The organism is Shigella flexneri 2a str. 301 (assembly GCF_000006925.2).
Lineage (GTDB): Bacteria > Pseudomonadota > Gammaproteobacteria > Enterobacterales > Enterobacteriaceae > ECMA0423.
This window is the reverse complement of sequence record NC_004337.2, coordinates 835,283-856,031: the sequence shown is the minus strand read 5'-3', so window position 1 is coordinate 856,031 and position 20,749 is coordinate 835,283. Positions and strand designations below refer to the sequence as shown.

The window sequence follows — 20,749 nt, the reverse complement described above, 5'->3', positions numbered from 1 at the left end:
GGAAGAATGCGCACGTCATTTTCTCAACAACAGTGGATTGATATGAAGGTACTGGTTACCGGCGCCACCAGCGGCTTAGGTCGAAACGCGGTAGAGTTTTTATGCCAGAAAGGCATCAGCGTGCGTGCGAGCGGTCGCAACGAAGCAATGGGTAAATTGCTGGAAAAAATGGGCGCAGAGTTTGTTCCGACGGATCTGACCGAGCTGGTTTCATCACAAGCTAAAGTGATGCTCGCGGGCATTGATACGCTGTGGCACTGCTCCAGCTTTACCTCACCCTGGGGGACACAACAGGCTTTCGATCTGGCTAACGTTCGCGCCACTCGCCGCCTGGGTGAATGGGCTGTCGCCTGGGGTGTGCGTAACTTTATTCATATCTCTTCCCCCTCCCTGTACTTCGATTATCACCACCATCGCAATATTAAAGAAGATTTTCGCCCTCACCGCTTCGCCAACGAGTTTGCCCGCAGCAAAGCAGCCAGCGAAGAAGTGATCAATATGCTTTCGCAGGCGAATCCACAAACGCGCTTTACTATTCTGCGCCCACAAAGTCTGTTCGGACCGCACGATAAAGTCTTTATTCCCCGTCTGGCGCATATGATGCACCACTACGGCAGTATTCTGTTACCGCATGGCGGCAGTGCGCTGGTCGATATGACCTACTATGAAAATGCCGTGCACGCAATGTGGCTGGCAAGCCAGGAAGCCTGCGATAAGCTACCTTCCGGGCGTGTGTACAACATCACCAACGGCGAGCATCGCACACTGCGCAGCATCGTGCAGAAGCTGATCGACGAGTTGAATATTGACTGTCGTATTCGTTCCGTCCCTTACCCGATGCTGGATATGATCGCCCGCAGCATGGAGCGTTTAGGCCGCAAGTCAGCAAAAGAGCCGCCGCTGACCCACTACGGCGCCTCCAAGTTGAATTTTGACTTTACGCTGGATATTACGCGTGCGCAGGAAGAGTTAGGTTATCAGCCGGTCATCACCCTGGATGAAGGCATCGAGAAAACTGCCGCCTGGCTACGCGACCACGGAAAACTGCCGCGCTAATCCTGCCCGTATTTATCCAGCAATGCTTCGGCAATCGCCTGAGTTTCTGCATCCGCTTCGCCGTTATATAACGTCGGGCGGAAATGCATCTGGAATGCCATAATCACGCGCCGCTGCTCGCGCGGTGTCATATCAGGTTTTACGTCATAACCGTAGCGCGCCAAAAGCTCCAGCAATGACGCGGTATCTACCGGTGTGTGCGGCGCGCGCCCGGCAAGGTAAAAGTTCACCCGCTGCGCATCCGGCCAGGCACCAATCCCCTGCTGCGCCAGTTGCTGCCAGGGAAATAATGGCCCCGGATCGTCTTTGCGCTGCGGTGCGATATCCGCATGTGCCACTACGTTTTCCGGCTTGATGTGATAACGGGCAATAATATCTTTCGCCAGCGGAATAAGCGCCTGAATCTGTGCCTGTTCAAACGGGGCAAAATATTTCACTCCGGATGATTTTTGCCAGCCACGGTTTTCCAGCTCAATGCCAATAGAGGTGTCGTTAAGGCGCGTTGCCCCGCGCCAGGCGCTAATCCCCGCATGCCAGGCCAGTTCTTGTTCCGGCACCAGTTGCCAGATGCGCGGTTTACCGTTGTATCGCGGTGGCACCGCAGGGATCAGATAATGCGAGCTGACCTGCTTATCAGTCAGTGTCGCCAGCGAGCTATCAAAATCATCTGCGGTGTAGTGGATCACCAGCACTTTAATGCGCGGATACGCCGCCTGCGCCTGGTGTCGGGTATCAAGCTGATATCCCTCTTTCTCGACAATGCCTTTTTCGCCTGCACACCCTGCCAGTAACAGAGCGGCAGCGACCAGCCAGAAGACTCTTCTCATCGACGCGTTTTCACCGCCGTACCGCTGACGCTAACCATCAGCATACTGCCGTTTTGCCCGACCGTTTCGTAGTCGATATCAATACCAACTACGGCATCGGCCCCCAGCGCCCGCGCCTGGGAGCCTAATTCCTCAAAGGCGATCTCCCGTGCTTTACGCAGTTCTTTTTCATACGCACCGGAACGTCCGCCAACGATATCGCGGATACCGGCAAAGAAATCACGGAAAATATTGGCACCTAAAATCGCTTCGCCGGTCACCACACCGCAATATTCAACGATGGTCAGGCCTTCCAGAGTTGGGGTTGTAGAAAATTGCATGATCGATCTCCTTGTTTGTTAAGCCTTCGATCTCTAAAGCATTATCGGACTGATATGCCATGTTGGGAAGAAGGTTTTGATCAGTTTAGGAAATCATCTCATTGTGTCAAAAACACCCACTTAAGTCTTTACGATTATCCGTTGCATAACCCGATATTGGTTTCATTATAGGGTACCGCTTACCTGTCTTATTATGTTGCACCAACAACATTAATGAGCGGAAAGAGGCAACTTATATTGTAAATGACTCCTAAAGTCTTCCCCATCTTGTGACTGAGGTCTATACCGCTGGATTGCTTTTTGGTCAGCCGCCGCAAAACAAGAAAGTAATAAGATCTCAATGCTTTTGTCATTAATATAAGCGAAGATCATTCTTGCAAACTCGTATATAAACGCCCGATCCTGAGCGCTTAATAGTTTAATACAATATTTATTTTTAAGAGAGAAAATAATTTCAAGGAAAGCATCCGCAGCAACCTTCACGTTATTCCCGGCGTTCATATTATATATATCCCTTGCACAGATAGAGTACAGAGATAGTAAACAGCCATACAAATAATCACTTATTAATTCTTTTGTCCATTTTACAGGCAACCAGGGTTTTATCTTGACACCATGCATACTACATTCATGAAAAAGACATTTGCTGAGATTAACTCTTATCATATCAACATTGAAAAAATTGCAGTTAATAAATTTTAAAGAATGAGTATTTACGTTATTAATTTTAACAGATCTAAACGAAATATTTTTGAATGCACTGTTTATTACATTGCTATTTGTTATTTTAACATCACCTAAACTGCCGTTTTCAAAACAACATTTTTTCAATATGCTTTCATTCACAACAGTGTGTGATAAATAGAGATTACTTATGTTTTGCTTTATTAATGCCACGTCATTAAAATGACTATATTTAATGAAACAACCATCATTGAGTAGTGTTTTAAGATTGACTAAATTACTTGCATCTTCACGTACCATCGTGGCAACTGGAACAGGCAGAGACATGAAAACTTCTTCATTCACCATCAAGTGAATCATGCATTGCGTTCCCTTTGTCATATCCACACTTACGCTACAAATATCGTGGTAATGCGAAGAGTGCATTTCAGGAAACAGATTAAACACGGTATCTTGAAAGGCACTAAATCGTGTTAATAAATCCTGATAATGAACAGGTTTTGTTTCAAAATTATCATCAGCAAATCCAAGCACTATTGCATGCTCTACATCTAACGCAGTTTCAAATGACTCTTCTTCTGTAAAATCATTATTTAAAACCTCACCTGACGTATTATCACTGTCATAAAAAGTGCTCATCAATGCGATATTGTTTGTTACAGCGTCTTTATCGATATTCTCACTAATAGCATATCGCCTGCTATAATCATAAAAATGAATAAATGCGTCCTTTATAAAGGATATATATTGTTCTTTGTTAAAGTCAATACGACTGTATAACTTTTCAAAAATCACATTCGCAATCTTACTACCAATGGTATACCTGTATAATAATGGGTGCGATTCAATCGTAAAATACTTATCTAATTGTTCTTGTAATTTATTCTCATAGTCCAGTGGGAAAAGAAACTGTTGTCTTTCAAGTTTTCCATTCGATACATTACGTATTCCAATAGAGATTCTTTCATTACCCGCTTTTATTTCAACTTCGTTATCTTCTGATTTACCCAGATATTTTTTAACATCAATCTCGAAAGTATTGCTAAAAAATGTATTAAATTGGTAATTCGCTGATGGAATATTTTCCGCGAGCAACACATCATTTTTTATGAGATCACTGTCAGCATTTATTGCTAATATCAGATGCAAGTAGATGGTATCCCATGTAGACAACTCACCCTTACGACTGGGATTTAATATCGCGAAAAATTCCCTCAGTGAATCCAGGAAATTATCACTTTGATTTAGTTGTGTGCCTGGAAATGATGATGCTTGATCAGATATATTGTTTATCATATTAAAAATCACCCAAGAAAAACGATAATCCACCGAACTCCTCGCGCTTTATAATTATAAAAGCACAACGCCTTTTGTATTTATATTAATTAACGAAATACTGAAGCAATTTAATTTATTCTTCACTCAAATTCATTAGCTTAAATTCTTTACCCACAATTGTAGCATAAATAATATTATCGAGAGTCAAAGCTGGGACTATCAAATTTCGCTCATTTTCAAAAATACAACGTAATTTTGGCAATCATCTTAATCGCAGGATCTCTTATCGCATGTGAAAAATTTTGTAATGATTAGACAATAACCGCATTCATTTATCACGCGTTATAAATGTGAAACTGGCTTCTTGCAGATGCTCTTAACCTCTACAGGAGGATTTATACCACCATTTCAGAACTATCATATTTACCTTAAATGATCATTTCAGCCATATAACACGCTCAACCTCACAAATGGTTTACACTGTCTATTGTTTGGGTAATTTAAGTAAGTCAGCTACGAGCAACCTTGAGTGGGTCGCCAGCAATGGACTCAAACCCAATCAGGTGTTCAGATTGTTTCAGAATTGTATTAAAAACAATGTATTAAATAATCTGATAGCGTTTGGTCGTAGTGTGACGCAGACAGCAAGCTAATAAGGAAATGATTATGCGCTACCGTTCACTATCTCTACTTATTCCATGTGCACTGCTGCTGAGTGCCTGTACCACCGTCACGCCAGCTTATAAAGATAACGGCCCCCGCACCGGTTCCTGTGTCCAGGGAGGGCCTGACAGTGTGGCTCAACAATTCTACGACTACCGCATTCAACATCGCAGCAATGACATTACCGCCCTGCGCCCCTATTTGAGTGACAAACTGGCAACCCAACTTAGCGATGCCAGCCGCGATAATAGTCATCGTGAATTGTTAAGCAGCGATCCGTTCTCCAGTCGAACCACCTTGCCAGACAGCGCCCACGTTGCCAGTGCATCGACTATCCCTAATCGTGATGCCCGTAACATTCCATTGCGGGTGGATCTCAAACAGGGTGACCAGGGCTGGCAGGATGAAGTGTTAATGATTCAGGAAGGCCAGTGTTGGGTCATCGACGATGTGCGCTACTTAGGCGGTAGCGTTCATGCCACGGCGGGTACGCTCCGTCAGTCCATCGAGAATCGCTAACGCCTTGATCAACCAATAAACCCCGTAAATTATCCGGCATTTCGTGAGGAATGCCGACATTTATGCTCACCGACCACCGCCCCCGTTATTTTGTGCTATGTTTATTGAATAATGCGCTTTGCTTTTAACTTTTAAAGCATAAATATTGCATAATTATTCTGTCAAAGGTACTATCTTCGACCTCAATAGCTATCAGACTGCCAGTATACGAGTGTCAATGAGTATTCAATTAAACGGCATTAATTGCTTCTACGGCGCGCATCAGGCGCTGTTCGATATCACGCTGGATTGCCCACAGGGCGAAACGCTGGTGTTACTTGGCCCCAGCGGCGCGGGTAAAAGCTCGCTGCTGCGTGTACTCAATCTGCTTGAGATGCCGCGCTCCGGTACGCTCAACATTGCAGGCAACCATTTCGATTTCACCAAAACACCCTCTGACAAAGCGATTCGCGATTTGCGTCGTAACGTTGGCATGGTGTTTCAGCAATACAACCTGTGGCCGCATCTGACCGTGCAGCAAAACCTGATTGAAGCGCCCTGCCGTGTACTGGGGTTGAGTAAAGATCAGGCGCTGGCCCGTGCAGAAAAACTGCTGGAACGTCTGCGTCTCAAACCTTATAGCGATCGTTACCCGCTGCATCTTTCTGGTGGTCAGCAGCAGCGTGTTGCTATTGCCCGTGCGTTGATGATGGAACCGCAGGTACTGCTGTTCGATGAACCGACCGCCGCACTGGACCCGGAAATTACGGCACAAATCGTCAGCATCATTCGTGAGCTGGCAGAAACGAATATTACCCAGGTGATCGTCACCCACGAAGTTGAAGTGGCGCGTAAAACCGCCAGCCGAGTGGTGTATATGGAAAATGGTCATATCGTAGAACAAGGCGACGCGAGCTGCTTTACCGAGCCGCAAACCGAAGCATTTAAAAACTATCTCTCTCACTAAGATTCGGGATAACAACAATGAAAAAAGTTCTGATTGCCGCGTTAATTGCAGGTTTTAGTCTTTCCGCCACAGCTGCCGAAACCATTCGTTTTGCTACCGAAGCCCCCTATCCTCCGTTTGAATCGATTGATGCAAACAACCAGATCGTTGGTTTTGACGTCGACCTGGCGCAGGCACTGTGTAAAGAGATTGATGCAACCTGTACTTTCTCTAACCAGGCGTTTGACAGCCTGATCCCAAGCCTGAAATTCCGTCGCGTAGAAGCAGTGATGGCGGGCATGGATATCACTCCGGAGCGTGAAAAGCAGGTACTGTTTACTACCCCGTACTATGACAACTCTGCCCTGTTTGTGGGTCAGCAAGGCAAATACACCAGTGTTGATCAGCTGAAAGGCAAAAAAGTCGGCGTTCAGAACGGGACGACACACCAGAAGTTCATTATGGATAAGCACCCGGAAATCACCACCGTTCCGTATGACAGCTACCAGAACGCAAAACTGGATCTGCAAAACGGGCGTATCGACAGCGTATTTGGTGACACCGCAGTGGTCACTGAGTGGCTGAAAGATAACCCAAAACTGGCGGCAGTGGGCGATAAAGTGACCGATAAAGATTATTTCGGTACTGGCCTCGGCATCGCGGTACGTCAGGGAAACACTGAACTGCAGCAGAAACTCAACACTGCGCTGGAAAAAGTGAAGAAAGATGGCACTTACGAAACCATCTACAACAAATGGTTCCAGAAGTAATTCCTGATGAATGAATTTTTTCCTTTAGCAAGCGCCGCCGGGATGACCGTCGGCCTTGCCGTTTGTGCATTGATTGTCGGGCTGGCGCTGGCGATGTTCTTTGCGGTATGGGAGTCAGCGAAATGGCGTCCTGTCGCGTGGGCAGGTTCAGCGCTGGTAACCATTCTGCGTGGCCTGCCAGAAATTCTGGTAGTGCTGTTTATCTATTTTGGCTCCTCGCAGTTACTGCTGACGCTTTCGGATGGCTTCACTATCAATCTTGGGTTCGTGCAGATCCCGGTGCAGATGGACATTGAGAACTTCGACGTGAGTCCGTTCCTTTGTGGTGTCATCGCTCTGTCACTGCTGTATGCCGCCTATGCCTCGCAAACGCTGCGCGGCGCGTTGAAAGCTGTACCGGTGGGCCAGTGGGAATCTGGTCAGGCGCTGGGGCTGTCGAAATCGGCTATCTTTTTCCGTCTGGTGATGCCGCAGATGTGGCGTCATGCGCTGCCTGGCCTCGGTAACCAGTGGCTGGTGCTGCTGAAAGATACCGCGCTGGTCAGTTTGATTAGTGTGAATGATTTAATGTTACAAACCAAAAGCATTGCTACTCGTACCCAGGAACCATTTACCTGGTACATTGTGGCGGCGGCGATTTACCTGGTGATCACCCTGCTCAGTCAGTACATTCTCAAACGCATTGACCTGCGCGCGACACGTTTTGAGCGGAGGCCCAGCTAATGTTTGAGTATTTACCCGAGCTGATGAAAGGGCTGCACACCAGCCTGACGCTAACCGTTGCCTCGCTGATTGTGGCACTGATTCTGGCATTGATTTTTACCATCATCCTGACGCTGAAAACGCCGGTGCTGGTGTGGCTGGTGCGGGGTTATATCACGCTGTTTACCGGTACGCCGCTGCTGGTGCAGATCTTCCTGATTTATTACGGGCCGGGCCAGTTTCCGACGTTGCAGGAGTATCCGGCACTGTGGCATTTGTTGTCAGAACCGTGGTTATGTGCGCTGATTGCGTTATCGCTGAACAGTGCGGCGTATACCACGCAGCTGTTTTACGGTGCAATTCGTGCGATCCCAGAAGGTCAGTGGCAGTCCTGTAGCGCCCTGGGAATGAGCAAAAAAGATACGCTGGCGATCCTGCTGCCGTATGCCTTTAAACGCTCGCTCTCTTCTTATTCCAACGAAGTGGTGCTGGTGTTCAAAAGTACCTCTCTGGCTTACACCATTACGCTGATGGAAGTGATGGGATACAGCCAGTTGTTGTACGGACGCACCTACGATGTAATGGTGTTCGGTGCGGCAGGGATTATTTACCTGGTCGTCAACGGCCTGCTGACGCTGATGATGCGTCTGATCGAGCGCAAAGCACTGGCATTCGAACGGCGGAATTAATGTAGCTGCGTACATTCGCCGGGGGGGTTTGTAGGTCTGATAAGACGCGCCAGCGTCGCATCAGACATCAGCACGGTGCCTGTGCCGGATGCGGCGTGGACGCCTTATCCGGCCTACATAGTGCATAAATTCTTATAATGAAGACGGACAACTCACTAAGTTATCCGTCTTTTTTTATTTCATTTAAATTATTTAATCATGTTTATTGCATATAAATTCACTTGATGGCATTGTTATCCCATGCCGCAGACACGGCCAAAAATCATAAGATTGACAGACGGGAGTTCCATCATGAAAAAGTTAGTTCTTGCCGCTTTACTTGCTTCCTTTACTTTCGGTGCTTCTGCCGCAGAGAAAATCAATTTTGGCGTTTCAGCCACCTATCCACCCTTTGAATCTATAGGTGCTAATAATGAGATTGTCGGCTTTGATATCGATCTGGCAAAAGCCTTGTGCAAACAAATGCAGGCAGAATGTACTTTTACTAATCACGCGTTCGACAGCCTGATCCCGTCACTGAAATTCAGAAAATATGACGCCGTAATCTCCGGTATGGATATCACCCCGGAGCGTAGCAAGCAGGTTTCGTTTACCACACCCTACTATGAAAACTCAGCCGTCGTGATTTCCAAAAAAGATACCTACAAAACGTTTGCCGACCTGAAAGGCAAACGCATTGGGATGGAAAACGGTACGACGCACCAGAAATATATTCAGGATCAGCACCCGGAAGTGAAAACTGTCTCCTATGACAGTTATCAGAATGCCTTTATCGATCTGAAAAATGGTCGTATTGATGGGGTATTTGGTGACACCGCGGTGGTAAACGAATGGCTGAAAACCAATCCGCAACTGGGCGTTGCGACTGAAAAAGTGACCGATCCGCAATACTTCGGCACCGGCCTGGGTATCGCTGTACGTCCGGATAACAAAGCTCTGCTGGAAAAACTGAATAACGCGCTGGCAGCAATTAAAGCTGACGGTACATATCAGAAAATCAATGACCAGTGGTTTCCGCAGTAATTGAGACTGATGACAAAAGTAAGATTGCCTGATGCGCTGCGCTTATCCGGCCCACATCAACTCTGCAATGTATTGATTTAGCATGATTTTGTAGGCCGGATAAGGCGTTCACGCCGCATCCGGCATGAACAAAGCGCACCTGATCAGCAATCTGAAGCCGCACCTGTGGCTTTTTTATTGCTTCACCAGCAGCGTCAACACTTCATAGTGCGCGGTGTGCGGGAACATATCAAAAAGCTGTACCCGTTCGATGCGGTAACCTGGCAGTTCGCGGATATCTTTCGCCATGGTTTGGGCGTTACAGCTGGAGTAGATAATAAAACGCGGTGCCATCGTTGAAAGATAATCACACAGCGGTTTACCAATGCCGCGGCGCGGCGGGTTAACCAGCACCAGCTCCGGCACCTCCCCCTGAGCAGTGGCAAACTGAGTGGAGTCCAGCGCCTGAAATTGTAAACGAGTTAAGCCCAGTTCAGCGGCTGACTGCTTTGCACAGGCAATGGCCTCTGGCGCAATTTCGATCCCGGTTAACTGCATGTCAGGCGTCGCGCAGTGTAAACCAAAGCCCCCCACACCGCAGAACAGATCCCACATATGTTTAACCGGCAGCTGTCGTACCCAGTCGCGCGCGGTGGCGTACAACTGGCTGGCGACCGCCGGATTAGTCTGGAAGAAACTTTGCGGACGGATCCACAGCGGTACGTCATTAAAACGCTCCGCCAGTGCCTGTTGTTCGGTCAGGTAGATCTCCGTCTCCCCTTCCATAATCGCCATATGTACCGGCTGAATATTGACGGTAATAACTTTCAGCTGCGGTAGTTGTTCGTGTAACCACGGCAGCGCCTTACGCAGTTGCGCCAGCTTGGTATCAGAACGCAGTACAAAGCGCAGCATCATGCCGCCATCACTCTGGCTTTCAGTCAGCAGAATGTATTTCAGTTCGCCACGCTTACGCGCCACGTTGTAGGGCGTTAACCCCGCTCGGGCGATAAACGGTTTTAGCGCCGCAAAAACGGGCGCAAATGAGGCTGGATAAAGCGGGCAGTCACAAAGGTCTTCCGGCGTGCCATCGCGATGCAGCATACCGAGCAGTGTTTTTTCAACGCTACCACTCACCACCATTTTGGCTTTATTACGAAACCCTTGTTCCGGGCCTGACACCGGCGCGCACCATTCCTCAACCGGAAAATCGGCGAGCAGATTTTTAAGATCGGCGGTTTTAGCGGAGAGTTGCTCTGGAATCGGCTGCGTTATCCACTGACAGGAACGACAGCGACCCGCGTCGTAAAGTGCGCACTGCATACATTGACCTTCACATCATCAGGGGCGACGATTATACACATTATTGCAACTGGAAGAACCGCCGACTGGTCGAGGGAACGAACAGCAGCATCAGGATGAGCATATCCGGCAGCTTCTGCAGCATCAGGCTATGGAAGATTTCACGTTTTGATTCACCGGGAATGCTGAACAGCTCCGGATAACCGTACCCCAGCGAAGCCGCCCACAAGTAACTTGCGGCGGTGATTTGTGTCAGCAGATATAGCCAGCGCGCCCAGCGACGCCCTTTCACCAGTGAAAACGCACACCAGATCTCAATGAAAACCAGCACCAGACTGCTTAAAAAGACCAGCGTTAAACTCCAGGTTTGTACGCTGCGATGAATGAACTCGCCAATACCGCGCACGCCCAGCGTATTGAAAATCATCAGCACGTCGAGGCCACGGATCATAATAATGGCGAGCGCCGCCACCTGCACCAGCGCAGGCACATTCAGGCGAGCATGAGATGAAGATGTTTTCTTAAAAAATCCCAACGTTTCGTCTTCCATGAAAACAATGCCGCGACATGCGCGGCATTATGTAGCCAGGTTGGCAAATTTTAGTGTCTTCAGCCACGTCTTGCACGTTGGATGTCGCGTATCCGCTGTTTTTCTGCGCGCGCCATCAGATACCAGGCGATAAATCCGACAATTCCGACCGCGCCGAGGATCAATGTTGCCAGGGCGTTGATTTCCGGATTCACCCCCATCCGCACGCTGGAAAAGACCAGCATCGGTAACGTGGTGGCTCCCGGCCCGGAAACAAAGCTGGCGATCACCAGATCATCAAGCGACAAAGTAAAAGCCAGTAACCAGCCAGAAATGATCGCGGGCATGATCATCGGTAGCGTAATGACGAAAAACACTTTCAGCGGCGTCGCACCGAGATCCATCGCGGCTTCTTCTATCGAGCGATCCAGTTCCCGCAGACGCGACGAAATAACGACCGCCACATAAGCCGTACAGAAAGTGACATGCGCCAGCCAGATGGTAAGCATACCGCGGTCCGCAGGCCAGCCAATGGCATGAGCAAGCGCGACGAATAATAACAACAGCGACAAGCCCGTGATGACATCTGGCATTACTAGCGGCGCGGTGATCATAAAGGCAAAGCCATTTGATCCGCGAAACCTGCCAAAGCGCACCAGCACCACCGCCGCAATAGTCCCGAGGATCGCCGCCGCCGTTGCCGCACAGGCAGCAATTGTCAGGCTTGAACCAACCGCACTCATCATCGCGTCATCGCGCAATAACTCACCATACCAGCGCGTTGACCAGCCGCCCCACACCGTCACCAGCTTCGAGCTGTTAAACGAATAGATAACCAGCATCAGCATTGGCGCGTAGAGAAAGGTAAAGCCCAGCAGCAAAATCACAATCCGCCAGGGCGAACGAACTACCGGTAAATTATTCATCCGTGTTCTCCCACGCTTTTTTGCTGGTGTTTGTGGAACCACATTATCGGCACAATTAGCAGCAGCAACATGATGATCGCTACCGCCGAGGCCACCGGCCAGTCGCGGTTATTGAAAAACTCTTGCCATAGCACGCGCCCGATCATGATGCTGTCCGGGCCACCGAGCAGTTCCGGGATCACAAACTCGCCCACAGCCGGGATAAACACCAGCATCGATCCGGCAATAATCCCACCTTTAGTCAGCGGCACGATCACAGTAAAGAACGTTTTCAGCGGTCGTGCACCGAGATCCAGCGCTGCTTCCACCAGCGAATAATCAATACGAATCAACGCGGTATAAATCGGCAGCACCATAAACGGCACGTAGGCGTAAACAATGCCAATATAAACTGCCAGATTGGTATGAAGAATGGTCAGCGGTTGATCGATAACCCCCAGCCACAGCAGAAAATTATTCAGCACACCGTTGTTTTTTAATATTCCCATCCAAGCATAAACGCGGATCAGAAACGAGGTCCACGACGGCAGGATCACCAGTAGTAATAAAATATTACGGGTCGAAGGCTTACTGTGCGCCACCGCCCACGCCAGCGGATAGCCGATCAGTAAACAGCAAAATGTCGAAATCGCAGCCACCTGTAGCGACTGGAGATAAGCATCGAAATAGAGCGGATCGTCGGTCAGTTGCAGAAAATTACCGAGATTAAGAGTGATGGACAGTTGCCCGTCAGCCCACTCCATCAGTTCGGTATAAGGTGGAATAGCGCGCGCCATCTCCGCCAGGCTTATTTTAAAGACAATCAGAAATGGCAGCAGAAACAGCAAGATCAACCAGATATATGGCAACGCAATGACCAGTTTGCGCCCATGCTTCATTTGCAGCTGCGACAACCACAGCTTAAATCCGCCCGGCGGTTTCGACTGGGCAGCAGGTTCAAGTGTATTCATCTTTGCTCCTTAAACCGTCAGCACCACACAGCTGTCCACTTCCCAGCACAAACGCACTTCGTCGCCCCAGGTCGGTAACCCTTTACGATGACGATGGGCGTTTTGTAGCTGGGCACTAATCATCTGCCCACTTTTCAGACGAACGTGATACACCGAAAGATCGCCGAGATAGGCAATGTGTATCACCTCCCCCACCGCGAAGTTACAACCATTGGCGGGCGGCTCTTCGCAAAGCATGATTTTTTCCGGGCGCAGCGCCACATGTACCGGCACGTTATCGACCACCGAGGCATCCGCGTCGACTTTCAGTGGATGCACCAGCCCCGGCGAATCAAGCACCAAGCCATCTTCCTGACGCTCTTTGAGTACGCCTTCAAAGACGTTTACCGAGCCAATAAATTCGGCGCTATAGCGGGTAGTCGGATGCTCGTAGATCTCTTCCGGTTCGCCAATCTGGACAAATTTCCCACGATTCATAATGGCGATGCGCCCCGCCATGGTCATCGCCTCTTCCTGATCGTGGGTGACCATCACACAAGTCACACCGACGCGCTCCAGAATATCCACCACTTCAAGCTGCATCCGGTCACGCAGCTTTTTATCCAGCGCGCCCATCGGCTCGTCGAGCAGTAATAGTTTCGGGCGCTTGGCAAGGCTTCGGGCCAGGGCCACACGCTGTCGCTGACCACCAGAAAGCTGATGCGGTTTACGTTTGGCGAACTCCTGCATGTGCACCAGGCCGAGCATCTCATTGACCCGACTGGAAATTTCCGCTTTCGGTAGTTTGTCCTGTTTCAGGCCAAAAGCGATGTTCTGTTCCACGGTCATATGCGGAAACAGCGCGTAAGACTGAAACATCATATTGATGGGGCGCAGGTAAGGCGGAACCTGTGACAAATCGACGCCATCAAGCATTATCTGTCCGGCAGAAGGTTGTTCGAAACCTGCCAGCATACGCAGCAGCGTGGACTTGCCACAGCCGGATGCGCCCAGCAGCGCGAAGATTTCACCTTTGTAGATGGTCAGGCTGACATCATCCACCGCATGTTGACCATCGTAGGATTTGGTGAGGTTGCGGATTTCTAATAGCGGCGTCAGCGCCTTACGGGTTTTCGCCTGCGGGCGAGGGATAGCGTCATTCACGGCTGCTCTCCGGCATTGAATGTGTGCAAGCGCACCATGATGGTGCGAATTGCCGGCGGGTGTGGTGCGCCCGCCCGGCATCTAAGGCTGCGGATTATTTTCCGCTCTTCACTTTGGTCCACGCGCGGGTGCGCACACGGTCGATTTTCGGGTCCTGCACTTTCAGAGTGAACAGCTTCGCACGAACATCCGCAGGCGGATAAATACCCGGGTTCTCACGGACTTCCGCACTCACCAGCGGCGTGGCTGCTTTATTGGCGTTGACATAGAACACATGGTCGGAAATATGCGCTACTACATCCGGGCGCAGCAGGTAATTCAGGAACTGATAGGCTTCGTCTTTGTTTTTGGCATCCGCTGGCATGGCGAATACATCAAAGAACGCCATCGCCCCTTCTTTTGGAATCGAGAACGAGACATTCACTCCATTCTTCGCTTCCTTCGCGCGGTTTGACGCCTGCCAGACATCACCTGCCCAGCCGATAGCGACGCAAATATCGCCGTTTGCCAGGTCGTTAATGTATTGAGATGAATGGAAATAACGAATGTTCGGGCGCAGCTTTAACAGCAGATCGGTTGCCGGTCCGGTGTAATCATCCGCTTTAGTGCTGTTGGGATCTTTGCCGAGATAATTCAACACGGTAGCAAAAACTTCTTCTGGCGCATCCAGGAAAGAGACACCGCAGCTTTTCAGTTTTTCCAGATTTTCAGGTTTGAGGATCAAGTCCCAGCTATCGACGGGCGCGTTTTCGCCCAGCACAGCTTTAACTTTATCAACGTTATAGCCAATCCCGGTCGTCGCCCACATATAGGGCATAGCAAATTTATTGTCGGGATCGTGTTTGGCGACCAGCTTCAGCAGCTCCGGGTCGAGATTCTTCCACTCCGGCAATTTGCTTTTGTCCAGCGGCTGGAAAACTCCCGCAGTCAACTGGCGTTCTAGAAAGCTGGCAGATGGAACCACCAAGTCAAAGCCGGTGCTACCCGCCATTAATTTGCCTTCCAGTACTTCGTTAGAGTCGAAAACATCGTAGACGACTTTAATACCGGTTTCTTTTTCAAAATTGGCCACCGTGTCAGGGGCGATATAATCAGACCAGTTATAAATGTGGAGTGTTTTTTGTTCAGCCGCGAGCGTGCCGACAGAGACGGCCATCAGAGCACCCGCAACCAGACCCGATAGCCATTTTTTATTTAAGGCGGTCACATCTCTTTCCTTCTGAAAGTTCGTTAACAAACGAACAAAAGTTGTCACACTGAAAGATATGCAATAAACGTGCATATTTTTTTATCGGCGCGGTGTAAGAAAAGAGAACTCTCTCCCGGCCAGCACTGCTCGCTATATAGAAGCATCGCAAGAATAACTTTAGCCAGGGTTTGAGACTATAGCTCGGATTAAAAAACGGTATTTAACAAATTTTTATGCGTATTTGCTCTATGTGATAAAGCCAAATCGACACAAGAGAAGTGAAATAATCTTTAAGAAAAGGTTAAAAACAGCAGATAATTTTGCAGCGCGCAGTCACTGCGGCAGCGACTGCGTGCTCGAAAGGAATTATCAGTGGAGAAAATAGTTTTCGGTAACGTTGTTTTGCCCTTCATCGTCAGTCGGTAACAGCAGTTGATGGGCATTAGCTTCAAGAATGACCATCGAAATCTGCTCTTCGCTCTGACGCACGAACCATGCAAACTGCTCATAGGTTACGCCCTGCATAACGGATAAAGACTGGCAAACCACCAGCTTTGGCAGATTATCATCCTGCATATCAAGAAATGCTTTCACGGTCAGCGAACTGGCATTGATGGCAGATAAATCCGCCGCCAGCGGCAATACGGCTGAAGGTCGGACTTCCGCCATGGCAGAAAACAGGATCGTGTTATCGATCAGATCGATTTTGGCATCAAAGACACCGTCGAAATTCTGCATATGGGGCAGATGCAGAGCCTGACAGTTATCACATTCAAAAAAACTCATCCCCAGGTCATCGAGCCATTGACGCAGCGTATCCAGACCAGGAACGACCAGCGATGTCATAATTTTGTACAACCTCTTTCGATAAAAAGACCGGCACAGCTTACGCAAAAAGCGCAGGCAAAACCATGATCAGTAATGTGATTGCGACTAACCACCCGTTTTCAGGCAATATTCTGTCGTAGCGTGGCGTTCGATCCAGCGGATCATTTTACCCGCGATATCGATACCGGTGGTTTTTTCTATTCCTTCCAGCCCCGGCGACGCATTCACTTCCATCACCAACGGCCCGCGATTAGCACGCAGAATATCCACACCAGCAACGTCCAGCGCCATCGTTCGCGCGGCTTTTATCGCGATTTCACGCTCCTGTAGTGTGATACTGGCGACGCTTGCCGCGCCGCCACGATGCAAATTGGAACGAAAATAGCCCTCTTTCGCCCGCCGTTCAATCGCAGCGACCACTTCATCACCAACAACCAGACAGCGGATATCGCACCCTTGCGCCTCTTTGATATATTCCTGCACCAGAATATGCGCGTTCAGACCGCGGAAAGCGTCAATCACGCTTTCCGCCGCCTGACGAGTCTCCGCCAGCACGACGCCAATTCCCTGCGTGCCTTCAACCAACTTGACCACCAGCGGCGCACCACCGACCATGTCGATTAAATCGCTGGTATCATCCGGCGAATGCGCAATGCCCGTGACAGGCAGGTCGATGCCCTGACGCGCCAGCAGTTGCATGGAACGCAATTTGTCACGCGCCCGGGCAATGGCGACCGACTCATTGAGCGGATAGCTCCCCAGCATCTCGAACTGGCGCAGTGCCGCCGTCCCATAAAAGGTAATGGCGGTGCCAATACGCGGGATCACTGCGTCAAAATGGGGTAACTTGCGGCCTTTGTAGTAAATAGAAGACGCCGCAGGATTTATGTTCATGTAGCAAGAAAGCGGATCAAGAATTTCAACCAGGTGACCGCGCTGTATAGCGGCTTCACGCAGCCGCTTACACGAATAGAGCGTTCCATCCCGGGACAATATGGCAATTTTCACCCTGCACCTCTCTGTCAGACCTGGTCAAAAGCCCGCGTATCATACATCGACGTGGCGGTTTTAGCGCGTCGCCCAACCCTGTTTGTGCAAATAATCCAGAATAAATGGGCGGCTTTCTTTAATGATTGTTCGGCGGATATGATCGCTCCAGGTATCCCAGCGATTATTGCTGCCACGGGTGAGGTAATATTCCGCCAGTTGCTCGTCATACTGCGCCAGTGCGTCTTTATCCAGCGGTTGATAGCTGTTTTCATGCACCAAAATGGAGGCCGGTAAACGCGGCTTGAGATCCGGATTATCCGCAGGCCAGCCAAGGCACAGCCCAAACAGCGGCAGAACATGCTGCGGTAATTTCAGCAGTTTCGTCACCGCTTCAATATTATTGCGCAGGCCGCCGATATATACCCCGCCCAATCCCAGCGATTCCGCTGCGGTTAATGCATTCTGCGCCATCATTGCCGTATCAACGACACCGAGCAACAGTTGTTCCGCCAGGCCGAGCTGAGCATCCGGACAGATCTGTAAATGGCGGTTAAAGTCGGCACAGAACACCCAGAACTCCGCCGCTTGCGCTACGTGTTTTTGCCCGCCGGTCAGCGTCACCAGTTCTTCACGTAATGCTTTGTCGGTAATGCGAATAATGCTACTACACTGCAAAAAACTGGAACTGGACGTCGCACGGGCGCTGTTAATAATCGCCTCACACTGCGCACTGATGAATCCCCTAATGATTTTTATCAAAATCATTAAGTTAAGGTAGATACACATCTTGTCATATGATCAAATGGTTTCGCCAAAAATCAATAATCAGACAACAAAATGTGCGAACTCGATATTTTACACGACTCTCTTTACCAATTCTGCCCCGAATTACACTTAAAACGACTCAACAGCTTAACGTTGGCTTGCCACGCCTTACTTGACTGTAAAACTCTCACTCTTACCGAACTTGGCCGTAACCTGCCAACCAAAGCGAGAACAAAACATAACATCAAACGAATCGACCGATTGTTAGGTAATCGTCACCTCCACAAAGAGCGACTCGCTGTATACCGTTGGCATGCTAGCTTTATCTGTTCGGGCAATACGATGCCCATTGTACTTGTTGACTGGTCTGATATCCGTGAGCAAAAACGGCTTATGGTATTGCGAGCTTCAGTCGCACTACACGGTCGTTCTGTTACTCTTTATGAGAAAGCGTTCCCGCTTTCAGAGCAATGTTCAAAGAAAGCTCATGACCAATTTCTAGCCGACCTTGCGAGCATTCTACCGAGTAACACCACACCGCTCATTGTCAGTGATGCTGGCTTTAAAGTGCCATGGTATAAATCCGTTGAGAAGCTGGGTTGGTACTGGTTAAGTCGAGTAAGAGGAAAAGTACAATATGCAGACCTAGGAGCGGAAAACTGGAAACCTATCAGCAACTTACATGATATGTCATCTAGTCACTCAAAGACTTTAGGCTATAAGAGGCTGACTAAAAGCAATCCAATCTCATGCCAAATTCTATTGTATAAATCTCGCTCTAAAGGCCGAAAAAATCAGCGCTCGACACGGACTCATTGTCACCACCCGTCACCTAAAATCTACTCAGCGTCGGCAAAGGAGCCATGGATTCTAGCAACTAACTTACCTGTTGAAATTCGAACACCCAAACAACTTGTTAATATCTATTCGAAGCGAATGCAGATTGAAGAAACCTTCCGAGACTTGAAAAGTCCTGCCTACGGACTAGGCCTACGCCATAGCCGAACGAGCAGCTCAGAGCGTTTTGATATCATGCTGCTAATCGCCCTGATGCTTCAACTAACATGTTGGCTTGCGGGCGTTCATGCTCAGAAACAAGGTTGGGACAAGCACTTCCAGGCTAACACAGTCAGAAATCGAAACGTACTCTCAACAGTTCGCTTAGGCATGGAAGTTTTGCGGCATTCTGGCTACACAATAACAAGGGAAGACTCACTCGTGGCTGCAACCCTGCTTACTCAAAATCTATTCACACATGGTTACGTTTTGGGGAAATTATGAGGGGATCTCTCAGCACTGCGCTTCGGAAATGGGTTCATCAGTGAAATGGCGAATGGAGCGATGGCCACAAATAAGTTCAATGGTTGGCGTCATTATCTTTTTCTCTTTCTGAACGTGAATATTGCGGTGGACAGTTCATCAGCTGTGGGGCAAGACGTTTTGCCACCTGAAGAATAACCACCACCGCAGCGGGAAGCATGAGCAAAACACCGAGAAAAATCATCAGAATCTGCACTTCTGGCCGAGAAAATGGCTCAGGCAGCGACAGGGAGTCGCTTACCGACAGCAGCGCCACCGCCAGTAGCATCATTCCGATAAATTCCAGTATCAACACGCCTTTAGGCAATTTACCGATCGCGCGCATACGCTTCCCTCTGCAAAGTGAGCCTTCAGTCTAAAACTTTTCACTGTATTGTGTTTAACAGTTATAGCTTTTAGCAATTAATGCAACAGGTTAAACCTACTTTCAGCGAATACATTTTAGCGTGATCATTACAGGCATAAATCTATGAGGAGAGAAATAATGCAAACCGTTATTTTTGGTCGTTCGGGTTGCCCTTACTGTGTGCGTGCAAAAGATCTGGCTGAGAAATTGAGCAATGAACGCGATGATTTTCAGTATCAGTATGTAGATATTCGTGCGGAAGGGATCACTAAAGAAGATCTACAACAAAAGGCAGGTAAACCCGTAGAAACCGTGCCGCAGATTTTTGTCGATCAGCAACATATCGGCGGCTATACCGATTTTGCTGCATGGGTGAAAGAAAATCTGGACGCCTGATCGTCTGACAAGCCCTCGCGTTGAGGGCTTTACTGATTTTTTCTGTGCTGTGGTTTAAACAAACTACTGATAAATAAGAAACACAGTGCCCCCAGCGCACACCAGAACACCGCGCTTAGTAACCATGCCAGCTCTTGCCAGAATGAGCGCGTCGGTGAAAAAAACAGCCGCATAATGAGCATTGAACAGGGTGCCGCCAGCATTGCGCCAAATAGAGGTTTCAGGACTTCTCTACGCTGTGAAAAGAAACTGGCAACTGCTCCAGGAAGAATGAAAAACAGCAAGCCGATTTCAGGATGCCCGGCAGCCCGAAAAGCGCCTTTCATGTGCGTCGCCAGAAAAAGGCACACCACAATGAAGAGGACAAAACAGCAGATTGCCCCCGCCCAACGTTGTTTATGTTTCACTCGTTCCTCCTGACACTGCGTCTATCGAACACATTTTTCGCCAGTGTGGCGTTCAGTAAGATAAAGCCGCTTCGCATTCCATGCTAATATAGGCCAACGCAATTCATATAGCCGTTGATACCTAATGTGATTACACTAGTAAAATATATTGTTACTTTACTATCGTTTAGGTGCGCTGAATGAATCTGCGCCCTGAATTCTGGTAAAACACATTATCGTAAAT

General features: G+C 48.9%; 23 protein-coding genes and 1 other annotated feature. Of the genes, 9 read left to right on the top strand and 14 right to left on the bottom strand.

Features of this window, described 5'->3' with window-relative positions; translation table 11 throughout:
• Window positions 1–6 precede the first annotated feature (6 nt).
• A complete protein-coding gene (locus tag SF0823) occupies window positions 7–1,056 on the top strand; it encodes a nucleotide di-P-sugar epimerase or dehydratase (RefSeq protein NP_706749.2) in 1,050 nt (349 codons plus the stop codon).
• Here SF0823 and SF0822 read toward each other — a convergent pair.
• From SF0822 to SF0820, 3 genes are all read right to left on the bottom strand, one after another.
• A complete protein-coding gene (locus tag SF0822) occupies window positions 1,053–1,883 on the bottom strand; it encodes a regulator (protein ID NP_706748.1) in 831 nt (276 codons plus the stop codon). The two genes, SF0823 and SF0822, sit on opposite strands and share 4 nt — an antisense overlap.
• Window positions 1,880–2,203 (bottom strand): hypothetical protein, encoded by a 324-nt coding sequence (locus SF0821; protein NP_706747.1) that lies wholly within the window; start codon window positions 2,201–2,203, stop codon window positions 1,880–1,882. The genes SF0822 and SF0821 overlap by 4 nt, the downstream gene beginning before the upstream one ends.
• A 210-nt stretch (window positions 2,204–2,413) precedes the next feature.
• The gene (locus SF0820; RefSeq protein NP_706746.2) at window positions 2,414–4,183 is read right to left on the bottom strand and encodes a hypothetical protein; all 1,770 of its coding nucleotides are present in this window, start codon (window positions 4,181–4,183) and stop codon (window positions 2,414–2,416) included.
• Window positions 4,184–4,831: 648 nt separating this feature from the next.
• Here SF0820 and ybjP point away from each other — a divergent pair.
• The 6 genes from ybjP (at window position 4,832) to artJ (ending at window position 9,456) form a co-directional block, all read left to right on the top strand.
• Window positions 4,832–5,347, top strand: coding sequence for a lipoprotein (gene ybjP / locus SF0819; protein ID NP_706745.2), 516 nt, complete (start codon window positions 4,832–4,834; stop codon window positions 5,345–5,347).
• A 217-nt stretch (window positions 5,348–5,564) separates the two neighbouring features.
• A complete protein-coding gene (gene artP, locus SF0818; protein ID NP_706744.2) occupies window positions 5,565–6,293 on the top strand; it encodes an arginine transporter ATP-binding subunit in 729 nt (242 codons plus the stop codon).
• A 17-nt stretch (window positions 6,294–6,310) separates the two neighbouring features.
• Window positions 6,311–7,042: an arginine ABC transporter substrate-binding protein gene (gene artI, locus SF0817; RefSeq protein ID NP_706743.1), complete on the top strand. Its 732-nt coding sequence runs from the start codon at window positions 6,311–6,313 to the stop codon at window positions 7,040–7,042.
• A gap of 6 nt (window positions 7,043–7,048) precedes the next feature.
• Window positions 7,049–7,765, top strand: coding sequence for an arginine transporter permease subunit ArtQ (artQ, locus tag SF0816; protein NP_706742.1), 717 nt, complete (start codon window positions 7,049–7,051; stop codon window positions 7,763–7,765).
• On the top strand, window positions 7,765–8,433 hold the full coding sequence (gene artM, locus SF0815) for an arginine transporter permease subunit ArtM (protein NP_706741.1): 669 nt from the start codon (window positions 7,765–7,767) through the stop codon (window positions 8,431–8,433). The genes artQ and artM overlap by 1 nt, the downstream gene beginning before the upstream one ends.
• A 291-nt stretch (window positions 8,434–8,724) precedes the next feature.
• Window positions 8,725–9,456 (top strand): arginine ABC transporter substrate-binding protein, encoded by a 732-nt coding sequence (gene artJ / locus SF0814; RefSeq protein ID NP_706740.2) that lies wholly within the window; start codon window positions 8,725–8,727, stop codon window positions 9,454–9,456.
• A 174-nt stretch (window positions 9,457–9,630) separates the two neighbouring features.
• Here artJ and rumB read toward each other — a convergent pair whose 3' ends face one another.
• From rumB to mdaA, 9 genes are all read right to left on the bottom strand, one after another.
• Window positions 9,631–10,758 carry a 23S rRNA (uracil(747)-C(5))-methyltransferase RlmC gene (gene rumB, locus SF0813; RefSeq protein ID NP_706739.1) on the bottom strand — a complete coding sequence of 376 codons (1,128 nt, stop codon included), beginning with the start codon at window positions 10,756–10,758 and terminating at the stop codon, window positions 9,631–9,633.
• A 40-nt stretch (window positions 10,759–10,798) separates the two neighbouring features.
• Window positions 10,799–11,287 (bottom strand): hypothetical protein, encoded by a 489-nt coding sequence (gene ybjO, locus SF0812; RefSeq protein ID NP_706738.2) that lies wholly within the window; start codon window positions 11,285–11,287, stop codon window positions 10,799–10,801.
• A gap of 59 nt (window positions 11,288–11,346) precedes the next feature.
• On the bottom strand, window positions 11,347–12,192 hold the full coding sequence (gene potI, locus SF0811; RefSeq protein NP_706737.2) for a putrescine ABC transporter permease: 846 nt from the start codon (window positions 12,190–12,192) through the stop codon (window positions 11,347–11,349).
• On the bottom strand, window positions 12,189–13,142 hold the full coding sequence (gene potH, locus SF0810) for a putrescine ABC transporter permease (RefSeq protein NP_706736.1): 954 nt from the start codon (window positions 13,140–13,142) through the stop codon (window positions 12,189–12,191). The genes potI and potH overlap by 4 nt, the downstream gene beginning before the upstream one ends.
• A gap of 9 nt (window positions 13,143–13,151) precedes the next feature.
• On the bottom strand, window positions 13,152–14,366 hold the full coding sequence (gene potG / locus SF0809; RefSeq protein NP_706735.3) for a putrescine ABC transporter ATP-binding protein: 1,215 nt from the start codon (window positions 14,364–14,366) through the stop codon (window positions 13,152–13,154).
• A 13-nt stretch (window positions 14,367–14,379) separates the two neighbouring features.
• Entirely contained in the window at window positions 14,380–15,492 is a 1,113-nt protein-coding gene (gene potF / locus SF0808) for a putrescine ABC transporter substrate-binding protein (protein ID NP_706734.2), read from the bottom strand.
• 351 nt (window positions 15,493–15,843) lie between these two features.
• On the bottom strand, window positions 15,844–16,320 hold the full coding sequence (gene ybjN, locus SF0807) for a sensory transduction regulator (RefSeq protein ID NP_706733.2): 477 nt from the start codon (window positions 16,318–16,320) through the stop codon (window positions 15,844–15,846).
• Window positions 16,321–16,407: 87 nt separating this feature from the next.
• Entirely contained in the window at window positions 16,408–17,310 is a 903-nt protein-coding gene (gene rimK, locus SF0806; RefSeq protein ID NP_706732.1) for a ribosomal protein S6 modification protein, read from the bottom strand.
• A gap of 60 nt (window positions 17,311–17,370) precedes the next feature.
• Complete coding sequence (gene mdaA, locus SF0805; protein NP_706731.1) at window positions 17,371–18,078, bottom strand: nitroreductase A; 708 nt, start codon at window positions 18,076–18,078, stop codon at window positions 17,371–17,373.
• Window positions 18,023–19,351, top strand: a mobile genetic element. It overlaps the preceding gene by 56 nt.
• Here mdaA and SF0804 point away from each other — a divergent pair.
• Window positions 18,130–19,338, top strand: coding sequence for an insertion element iso-IS10R transposase (locus SF0804; protein ID NP_706730.1), 1,209 nt, complete (start codon window positions 18,130–18,132; stop codon window positions 19,336–19,338). (Overlaps the previous feature by 1,209 nt.)
• Window positions 19,352–19,414: 63 nt before the next feature.
• Here the strand turns inward: SF0804 and ybjC are convergent.
• Window positions 19,415–19,702, bottom strand: coding sequence for a hypothetical protein (gene ybjC, locus SF0803; protein ID NP_706729.1), 288 nt, complete (start codon window positions 19,700–19,702; stop codon window positions 19,415–19,417).
• A gap of 159 nt (window positions 19,703–19,861) precedes the next feature.
• On the opposite strand from ybjC, the gene grxA reads away from it, so the two are divergent.
• The gene (grxA, locus tag SF0802; protein NP_706728.2) at window positions 19,862–20,119 is read left to right on the top strand and encodes a glutaredoxin; all 258 of its coding nucleotides are present in this window, start codon (window positions 19,862–19,864) and stop codon (window positions 20,117–20,119) included.
• Window positions 20,120–20,148: 29 nt separating this feature from the next.
• Here the strand turns inward: grxA and ybjM are convergent, their stop codons facing one another.
• Window positions 20,149–20,526, bottom strand: a complete 378-nt coding sequence (gene ybjM / locus SF0801) for a hypothetical protein (RefSeq protein NP_706727.1) — start codon at window positions 20,524–20,526, stop codon at window positions 20,149–20,151.
• Window positions 20,527–20,749 lie beyond the last annotated feature (223 nt).